This is a genomic window from Gordonia sp. 135, assembly GCF_009720185.1.
Classification (GTDB): Bacteria; Actinomycetota; Actinomycetes; order Mycobacteriales; family Mycobacteriaceae; genus Gordonia; species Gordonia alkanivorans.
Map to the genome: position 1 here is coordinate 1031906 of NZ_CP046257.1, position 8973 is coordinate 1040878.

The following is an 8973-nucleotide window of genomic DNA, read 5'->3' on the forward strand; positions in this document are numbered from 1 at the left end:
TCCCAGTGCGAGGCGAACGACATCCGTGTCTTTTCACCGACTTTCGAACACGCACTGATTCCCCGACCAGATGCATGTAAAAGCTGCGAGCACAGCCTCGTCCGGAACCCGCCACCCATGTGGGTCCCCGAACTTGGCGGTACTCTCTGCGCCATGAGAATACGATCATCCCGGCATTTCTGCCTATCGAGAACCCATTTCCTCTCTGCCTTTGTGGTGAGCATCTCTCTGTTGCTCGGCCTCGGGATCGGTGGAAGTGTCCCCGGATCCGCGAGCTCCGCCCCCGCCGCCCCGGGCTGGTTGGGTTCCGGGAGCGCTGCCGGCCCCACCGAGGCGGCGGTCCCCGTCACCACGGCCGGGTTCGGCTTCGCCGGCGGCTCAGGACTGTTGTGGCTCAACGATGCCGACCTCGGCCGCGAACTCGACGCGGTGAAGCGGACCAAGGCGACCTGGCTGCGGGTCACGGTCGACTGGAACTCGATCGAGGCGGCCAAGAACTCGTACAACTGGTCCACCCCGGACCGGATCATCAATGCGGCGCGTGCCCGCGGGCTCAAGGTCCTCGCCAATGTGGTGTCGTCGCCGCCCTGGTCCCGGCCGGCCGGAACCTTCTTCACCGCCCCGCCGACGAACAATTCCGACCTGAGTTCCTTCTTGAAGAAGTTCATCGCGCGGTACGGAAGCAAGGTCACGAACTACCAGATCTGGAATGAGCCGAATCTGCCCATCTTCTTCGGGTGGACGGTCGACGCCGCCCGGTACACCTCCCTCCTGAAGGCCGCCTACAGCACCATCAAGTCGGCGCAGTGGGGTTCCACCGTCATCGCTGCAGGTCTGGCGCGTTCCGGCGGCTGGAACTCGCCGCCGAACTTCGTCACCGCCATGTACAACGCCGGCGCCAAGGGCAGCTTCGACGCGCTCGCGATGCACCCGTACGTCTTCCCCGGCGGCCTGTACGCCAACCCGGAGAACGCCGTCACCGACATCCCGGCGGTGCGCAACCTGATGATCGCGCGCGGGGACGGCGCGAAGAAGATCTGGTTCACCGAACTCGGCGCTCCCACCGGCACGGCGGACGACGCGGTCTCGGAATGGGAACAGGCCAAACAGATCACGGATGTGAAGGGCTTCGCCGTCTCGGCGGGATTCGTGGGCCCGACGTTCATCTACAGCATCCGGGACACCGGTACCAATCTGGCCGATCGCGAACAGAATTTCGGTGCCATCTACAAGCACGACTGGACTCCGAAGTACGCGGCAAGCGTCCTGGGAGCGGTCTGACACCGCCACTGTCCGTGGCACATTCTCACGCCCGTTCCGCGACGGCAAGCTCACATATCGCGAGCACGCCGCGCGGAGCGGGCGTTTCCACATTACGATCTCCTTTCGAGCGGACATCGGGGTCCGCGCGAGTGCGTGCACTCGCCATTCACGAGAATTCTTCTCGAAATTCGTCGGGGGAGAAGTGGTTCTTTGGTGCACATGATGGATGCTGGGCTCGTCGTGGAGAAAATGCCGAGAGTGGCGATCGCCCACGACTATCTGACCCAGCGGGGCGGGGCGGAAAAGGTCGTCCTGTCCCTCAGTAAGGCGTTTCCGGACGCCCCTATCTACACGCTCTTGTACGAGCCGGATCAGACTTATGAGGAGTTCCGGGACAAGACGATCATCACCTCGCCGGTGAATCGTGTTGCGGCACTGCGTACCGATCACCGGTCGGCCCTGCCGGTGCTGCCGTTCGCGGCCTCGCGGATGCGCATCGACGCCGACATCGTGGTGGTGAGTTCGAGTGGCTGGGCGCACGGCTTCGACACCTCCGGGTACAAGCTCGTCTACTGCTACTCGCCGGCGCGCTGGCTCTATCAGACCGATGTCTATCTCGGTGAGTCCTCCAGTGCCGTCAAGAAACTCGCGATCCGCCTGCTCGGGCCGGTACTTCGTCGCTGGGACCGGGCGGCCGCGCGGGAGTGCGACCGCTACCTCGCGATCTCGAGGGCGGTCCGCGACCGCATCGAGGCGGCGTACGGCCTCGATTCGACGGTGGTCTCGGCGCCGGTGCTCCCGCCCCTCGCGCCGTCGGGGTTAGCGGATGCGCCCGCCGGCATTCCGGTACGCCCGTTCCATCTGTGTGTCTCACGCCTGCTGGCGTACAAGAACGTCGACGCGGTGATCGACGCCTTCCGTGGTACGGACGATCATCTGGTGGTCGTGGGTCGCGGGCCCGAGGCGGAGCGGTTGCGCGCAACCAAGCCCGAGAACGTGACCATGCTGAGCGACCTCACCGACGCCGAGATGGGCTGGTTGTACGACAACTGCACCGCAGTGGTCGCGGCCAGCTACGAGGACTACGGACTGACCCCACTGGAGGGCGGCATGCGGGGCAAGCCGTGCGCCGTACTGCGCTGGGGTGGTTTCCTCGACACCATCGCCGAAGGCGTCAACGGAGTGTTCTTCGACGCACCCGACCCGGTGAGCATCCGGGCCGCCGTCGCCGAGATCGCCACGCGCGACTGGGATGCCGAACAGATCAAGGCGCACGTCGCCCACTTCGGCGAGGAGACATTCATCAAGGAGATCAAGAACCTCGTGTCCGAGGCAGTGGTCGCGAGAGGAGCGGAGCGAACGTGAGTACCGAAATGACGACACCGCCGGCGGCGGGACCAGCCGGACCGACGGTTCCGCAGCGCGCGGATTTCCACCCCCGGTACACCTTCACCGAGATCTCGACGATCGCCAAGGCGAAGAACCGTGTCGGAATCCTGCTGTACAACAACATCATCACCTACATCCCGTCTCATACCATCCGGCAGGGATTCCTCCGCGCGTTCGGCGCGAAGATCGGTAAGGACACCTCGATCCTGCGCGGCTGTCAGGTCTTCGACATCGACCAGATCCGGATCGGCGAGGCGTGCTCCATCGGGTTCCGCGTCCTGTTCGACGCACGATCGGGCATCTGCATCGGTGACAACGTGGTGATCGCGAGTGACACCCAGATCATCGCCGGAAAGCACGACCCGGCGAGTCCGGAGTTCGAGGCGATTCTCGAACCGGTGTACATCGGTGACCACGCGTGGATCGCCAGCCGCGCCACCGTCGTGAGCGGCGTCAGCATCGGACGGGGTGCCGTGGTCGCCGCGTGCGCGCTCGTCAGCAGGGACGTCGCCGATCTCGACATCGTCGGCGGTGTGCCGGCCAAGACGATCTCCAAGCGACCCGAGTCGGCGTTGCGTTACCGGCCGAAGTACCGGCCGCTCTTCTACTGATGGCCGGCCAGATGGCAGCAGGGCCGGTCGGGAAGCCGGGGACGACGGACCTGGACGGGGTTCGTCTGATCTACGTCGCCGCCGAGAGGACTGCCGGCGGAGTCGGCGCCTATTCGGAGGTGTTCGCGGGCATACTGCGCCGTCGTGTCGCGGACTTCCACGAGGTCCGGCACCCGCGGCCCGGAACCGACACGGTTGCCGGACTGCGTGCTCGGCGGCGGGCGATCATCGAGCTCATCGACGCCGCGGACGGCCGTCCGGTCGTCGTGCACGGTGAGTTCTCCGGCGGTTCGGTCGAATCCTTCTGGCCCACGGCCGGACTCGAACGTCACCGACGTGATGTCCTGGTCAGTGCGACCGTCCACGATCCGCCCGGACTCGTCTGGTGGCCTGGGCGCGTCGCGTTCCTCGAGCAGCGCAAGCTGCTCAACCACGCCGTGCATTTCCCGCTCCGGACGCTCTCCCGTGCGGTCGAGCGGAGGGTCGCCGGATCTCGCACGCTCTTCGCGATGAGCGATGCCGGGGTCCGATCGCTGCTCCGTGCCTATCCGGACACGACTGTGCGCCATGCCCACATGCCGGTGTGGAGCCGCGGTGAGGTGGTGTCCGCCCCGGACCGGCCGAAAGCGGTCGGACTGTTCGGACTGGTATACCGCGGAAAGGGTTTCGAGCACGTCGAACGACTTCGGAGTCTGCTTCCCGACGACATCGTCATCCGGATCGCCGGCCGCGGGACCGAAGCGCTGCCCGCCATCGACGGTGTGGAGATCCTGGGCGGCGTCGACGACGCGGACCTTCCCGCCTACTTCTCCGCCATCCGGGCACTCATCGTGCCCTACGGTGCGCGCAGTCCCTACGGCGAGGCGTTCCCCGGTTCGAGTGTCGTCACCGACGCGATCGCACATCTCACCCCGGTCGTGTGCACCGGTCATGGTGCGCTCGGTGAGCTCCGGGCCGAAGGCGGCGTTCGCGTCGTCGACGACGACGGACGCACCGAAGACGAGACGGTGAGTGAGTTGGCGACGGCTGCCGCGGATCTCGTCGAATCCCGAGATCGCCTGTCCGAGATGGCCGAGGCACTGAAGGCGATGCGCGAGGCGCGCGAACCCGACGAGGTAGTCGGCGGTTACCTCGAGACCTGGGCGAGGTCGCTGTGTCGGGCCTGAGCGGCGCGACCGACACCGAGGAGAAGGCGGCCCCGGTCGACGACCGACGCAACCTGGTCAAGGCGCTCGTGGCTGCCGGGTGGACCTACGGCGGACGAGCCGCAGGTCTGGGCTGGACCATCGCCCTCACCTTTCACCTCGGCATCGGCGCCTACGGGCAGTACGCGATGGCCTTCGCGCTCGGCGCTATCATCGCGGCGCCCCTGGACAATCCGTTCGCGGTGCGGGCCATCCGCGAGGCGGAGGATGCGTTCGCGGCGGAGCGGGTGACGCGAATCCTGTTGGGGCTCGGTCTGATGGGCGTGGGTGCGTCGTGTCTGGCTGCGCCGTATCTGGTGTGGTTCGCCCTGATCGTCGCGGGTGGTGAGATCGCGTTCAACGCGGTCAAGAGCCGCGCGCTGCGCGACGGCCACCCCGATCGGGTGATGCGATTCGACACCACGCGGCAGGTCGTGAGCATCGCAATGGCCGTCGGCTACCTGCAGTTCGTACCGTCGGCAGATCTCGAGACGGCGAGTTTCTGTTATCTCGCACCGTATCTCGTCATCGCCGTCTACGCCGCGACGCTTGTCCCGCGTACCCGCCCGGGCGTCCCCGGCTCGGCTCGCCTGATCGCGATCCTGTTCGGGGAGCATCTCGCGAACGCGCTCTACATGCAGGGCGACATCCTGCTGCTGGGAGCGGTGACCGATTCCGATGTGGCGGGATACTTCGCGATCGTGAGCACGGTCGGCTGGGCGGCCGGCCAGGTCGGGATGTCGCTCGCCGGGACCTACCACGAGCAGTTGCGTGCCGCCGGTGGCGCGGTCACCGCGGGTCCGCCGGTGAAACACGTGGTGATCATGGCGGTCGCGACCTCGGCGCTTGTGATGGGGGCCGGGTTCGTCCTGCTCGCCACCCCGTACTCATCCGAACTCGCCTGGGCGCTGGTGGTGATCTCGTTGTTCGTCGCACTGCGTGTGATGAACAACGTGCTGACGACGGTGCTCTATGTGCAGCGACGCGATGTGGTACGCAGCGCCGCGGCCGCCGTACTGGTCCCGGTCAAACTCGGATTGGTCTGCGCGCTGGCGGGTTTCGGTGCGGTGGGAGCGGCGATCGCGTCGGTGGTCACCGACGCGATCCTGTTCGCGATCTATGTCCGGTCGGTGCGGCCCGAAGGGCTCGTCACCGGAGAAGACGAAACCGCAAGACAGGGGTGAGGCGTATGACGACGGTGACGTTCATGATGGCCAAGGACATCGAACACGACCACGGCGGCGACGTGGCCCTGGCCCGGGTGATCTTCGACATCGCGGCGGAATCGTTCGACCTACGGGCCGTGTGTCTCTCCAACCATCTCGCCACCGGCGACGCTCCGCGGATCTCGGCCGACGGCAGGGTGATCCGGGTGCCGAAGCCGCCTGTGCGACTCCCGGCGCTGATCGGCAACAGCGTGCGGACCCGGCGGAGCGTGTGCCACGTCCGGTTCGACACCGACGACCTGGTCCGCACCCTCGACGACCTCGACGGTGACGTCTTCCTCGCGGAGCACTCGTACATGGCCGAGTCGTACCTGCGCTCGACGCAGGTGGATCGCAGCGAACTGGTGATCAACACGGTCAACTCGGAATCCCTGGTGTGGCGGCTCACGCGCGGAGTGCCGGGGATCCTCGAGGCGAAGCGCATCCTGTCCGATGAACTCCGGGTGGCGCGCAGCGCGTCGGCGATCGGCACCTACGACCTCGAGGAGGCGCAGTTCTACCGGGAGCGCGGGTGCCCGAGTGCCCGCTGGATCGATCTCACCCTGCCGCCCGGGACGCGCGCCGACGCCGATGCCGACGTACCGCGACTCGTCTTCATGGGAACCCGGGACTGGCCGCCGAATCAGGAGGGCTTCCTGGAGATCCTCCGCCTGTGGCCGCGCATTGCGCAGGGCATCCCCGACGCCGAGCTGTGCATCGTCGGCGCACCCAAACCGGGCGCGACACCACCGCCGCTGCCCGACGGCGTCCGTGACATCGGCTTCGTGGAGGACCTCGACGCGTTCCTCGGCACCTGCCGTGCCCTCGTCGCCCCCATCCGGACCGGGGGCGGGGTCCGGGTGAAGCTCCTCGACGCCGCCGGCCGTGGTCTGCCCGTGGTGGGCACCACCGCCGCCATCGGTTCGCTCGAACCGGTCTTCGGGCTGACGGCCTACGACGATCCCGACGAGTTCGTCGAACGCGCGCGCGCGTTTCTGCTCGACGCCGATCTGGCGCAGAAAGAGGGCGCGCGGATTTTCGAGGCGAATGCGGAACGGTGGGAGCAGCGCATTCCCCATCAGGCCGTCGAAACACTTCTGAGTCGGGGGCCGGTTCCGGTCGACCATTGACGTCAGCGGATGGAGTGGTGTCGCTCGAATGGCCGACAGCCGTCTGCCCGATTTTCGCAACAGTTTGCCGGCTCTTCCTGATTCAGAGTGCGTCGAGGTGTTGTGCGAGGCCGCCGGAGTGGATGAGTGACCGCAAGATGTAGTGGTTGAGGTTGCGGAAGCCCAACGCGATCCCGCGGAGGTGTTCCAGGCGGCCGTTGATCGCTTCGACGGGTCCGTTGGAGGCGCCGGTGTCGAAGTAGGCCAAGATCTCGGCACGCCGCGCCCATAATGATCGGCCGAGTTGGGCCAACTCTGCCAGCCCGGACGGAACGCCGGTATGAATCCGTTTGAGCAGCTTGTACATCGCGATCTTGCCGTCACGCTTGTTCTCCTGGCCGTAGGCGTTGATCAGCTCTTGGTAGATCGCGTAGGTGACCGAGACGGCCACGTGCTCCTCGTGAGCCTCCAACCCGCTACGTAGCCGGGCCTTCTGCTTGTCTGTCAGCAACGCGATCCGGGTCAGCAGTGGTCGGCGGATACCGTAGAGCGGATCACCCGTGCGGCCGCGGTGCCCACACGTATCGTGTTGCACGCGTTGACGACACACTGTGAGCTTCTCGGCGGCCAGATGGACCACGTGGAACGGGTCCATCACCGCCCGCGCCTTATCCAATGCCTCGGCGGTCGCGGTGCGATACCCGGTGAATCCGTCCATGGTGACCACCCGGATCCGGTCCCGAAAGGAGTCATCGCGGGCATCGAGCCAGTCCTTCAACGCCGCTTTGGACCGGCCGCCCACCATATCCAGCAAGCGCGCCGACCCGGTCCCATCCACAATCGGTGTGAGGTCGACCAGCACGGTCACGAAACTCGAATCACCATTGCCGCGAACATGTTTCCACTTGTGCTCATCAACACCGAGAACCCTGACACCGTCGAGTCGGCCAGGCGCCGAAGCCACCGTACGCGCCGCCTGCAACGCGAGGGCATTCACGGTGTTCCAGCCCAACCCGACCGACGCGGCGACCGCAGAGACGCTCATCTTGTCCAGAATCATCCGCCGAAGAATCCACGCGATCGTGCGGCGCGTCACCGCCGCGCGCGGCGCGACGATCGCCGAGATGTCGGCGCGAAAGATGCCCTGACCACACGCGCCGTTCTCGCAGGCGTAGCGCGGCACCCTCAGATGCAACCGGGTCGGATGGCCCACGATCGGTAGATCTGCCACCTCACGATCGACATGATCACGCAACCGACCCGCCCGCTCGCACCTCGGGCAGCTACTCTTCGGGGCCAAGACCTCGCAGAACAGGTGTGTGCGATCCTCGCCGTCGAGAGCGGCATCGGTGATCGTCACCCCGAGTTCGATCGTGCGGCAAATCGTGTCGGCAATGGCGCTACGCTGCAACGAGGGTCCTGTCGGTGTGAGTGATGAGGTGTAGGGGCTTTCATCTTCACACCACAGGACCCGCCCGCATCCCCGGCTCGCCGCCGCCGAACCCGACCTACATCTTGTGCCCGGTAGAACCCGTTCTACGCACCGTCAATCAGGAAGAGCCGGTTTGCCACGCTTACGAGAAAGTGAATCAGGCGAAATGGTGAATTGTTTTTGCGTGCTCACGTGATTGGCATCTGGTTGGTTCGGCGATATCGGGTCGTTTGCCGATTATCCCGGGGTGCCCCCGAGTTGTGAGGCATCAACCCGTCCCATAGGCTCTTGGCTATCCGCGCGGTGATCCAACGGCATTCGCCTACGGCACACTGGTGTGACCGAGGTCATTCCGGCGATTGTATGCTCGGATGATGGCACCGGAGACGGTGATCGGCAAGGACGTTTCGTGTCAGGCGGTTGCTGGAGAAGACGGTGCCGACAGGACCCGGCGTGCCGCTGTGGTTACGGCCGGTTCTGGCGTAAAGGTGACAGCGGTCGGACGTGACGAGGACGGCGCATGGTGAGTGGTGAGGCAGGGCGTTGAATTCCACCGTGCTGAATTCCCTCATGCTGGAAGCCGCCGTGCTGAATCCGCTGACGACGAATTCTCCGGCGACGCCGATCTTCTCCAGGGACATGCCCATTCGGGCCATGTCCATCTCGCGATTAGGATTCCTCTTCGAGAATTCCAGATTTGTTGATTCGTTTTCGGGGATACGGGGCCCCCGGATTTCGGTGATGGCACCGCTGTGCGGGCCGGGGGGATCAGACGGCCGG

Annotated in this window: 8 protein-coding genes; 6 read left to right on the forward strand and 2 right to left on the reverse strand. The window is 65.8% G+C overall.

Annotated elements, in window-relative coordinates; genetic code table 11:
• The first annotated feature begins 213 nt into the window (after positions 1-213).
• From GKZ92_RS04770 to GKZ92_RS04795, 6 genes are all read left to right on the forward strand, one after another.
• Entirely contained in the window at positions 214-1281 is a 1068-nt protein-coding gene (locus tag GKZ92_RS04770; RefSeq protein WP_006358603.1) for a cellulase family glycosylhydrolase, read from the forward strand.
• 231 nt (positions 1282-1512) lie between these two features.
• Positions 1513-2628, forward strand: a complete 1116-nt coding sequence (locus GKZ92_RS04775) for a glycosyltransferase (protein WP_042375517.1) — start codon at positions 1513-1515, stop codon at positions 2626-2628.
• A gap of 8 nt (positions 2629-2636) precedes the next feature.
• Positions 2637-3263: an acyltransferase gene (locus GKZ92_RS04780; protein ID WP_006358605.1), complete on the forward strand. Its 627-nt coding sequence runs from the start codon at positions 2637-2639 to the stop codon at positions 3261-3263.
• Between the two features lie 11 nt (positions 3264-3274).
• Complete coding sequence (locus tag GKZ92_RS04785; RefSeq protein ID WP_230461898.1) at positions 3275-4429, forward strand: glycosyltransferase; 1155 nt, start codon at positions 3275-3277, stop codon at positions 4427-4429.
• The gene (locus tag GKZ92_RS04790; RefSeq protein ID WP_155225040.1) at positions 4417-5631 is read left to right on the forward strand and encodes a lipopolysaccharide biosynthesis protein; all 1215 of its coding nucleotides are present in this window, start codon (positions 4417-4419) and stop codon (positions 5629-5631) included. The genes GKZ92_RS04785 and GKZ92_RS04790 overlap by 13 nt, the downstream gene beginning before the upstream one ends.
• Positions 5632-5636: 5 nt before the next feature.
• A complete protein-coding gene (locus GKZ92_RS04795; RefSeq protein WP_006358608.1) occupies positions 5637-6782 on the forward strand; it encodes a glycosyltransferase in 1146 nt (381 codons plus the stop codon).
• 82 nt (positions 6783-6864) lie between these two features.
• Here the strand turns inward: GKZ92_RS04795 and GKZ92_RS04800 are convergent, their stop codons facing one another.
• Both GKZ92_RS04800 and GKZ92_RS04805 read right to left on the reverse strand, forming a co-directional pair.
• Entirely contained in the window at positions 6865-8172 is a 1308-nt protein-coding gene (locus tag GKZ92_RS04800) for an ISL3 family transposase (RefSeq protein ID WP_006358292.1), read from the reverse strand.
• Between the two features lie 368 nt (positions 8173-8540).
• A complete protein-coding gene (locus tag GKZ92_RS04805) occupies positions 8541-8840 on the reverse strand; it encodes a hypothetical protein (RefSeq protein ID WP_155225041.1) in 300 nt (99 codons plus the stop codon).
• Positions 8841-8973 lie beyond the last annotated feature (133 nt).

Excerpts from the sequence above, each read along its gene's own strand:
- GKZ92_RS04775 (WP_042375517.1), top strand. The coding sequence starts at position 1,513 with ATGCCGAGAGTGGCGATCGCCCACGACTATCTGACCCAGCGGGGCGGG.
- GKZ92_RS04780 (WP_006358605.1), top strand. The coding sequence starts at position 2,637 with ATGACGACACCGCCGGCGGCGGGACCAGCCGGACCGACGGTTCCGCAG.
- GKZ92_RS04785 (WP_230461898.1), top strand. The coding sequence starts at position 3,275 with ATGGCAGCAGGGCCGGTCGGGAAGCCGGGGACGACGGACCTGGACGGG.
- GKZ92_RS04795 (WP_006358608.1), top strand. The coding sequence starts at position 5,637 with ATGACGACGGTGACGTTCATGATGGCCAAGGACATCGAACACGACCAC.
- GKZ92_RS04805 (WP_155225041.1), bottom strand. The coding sequence starts at position 8,840 with ATGGGCATGTCCCTGGAGAAGATCGGCGTCGCCGGAGAATTCGTCGTC.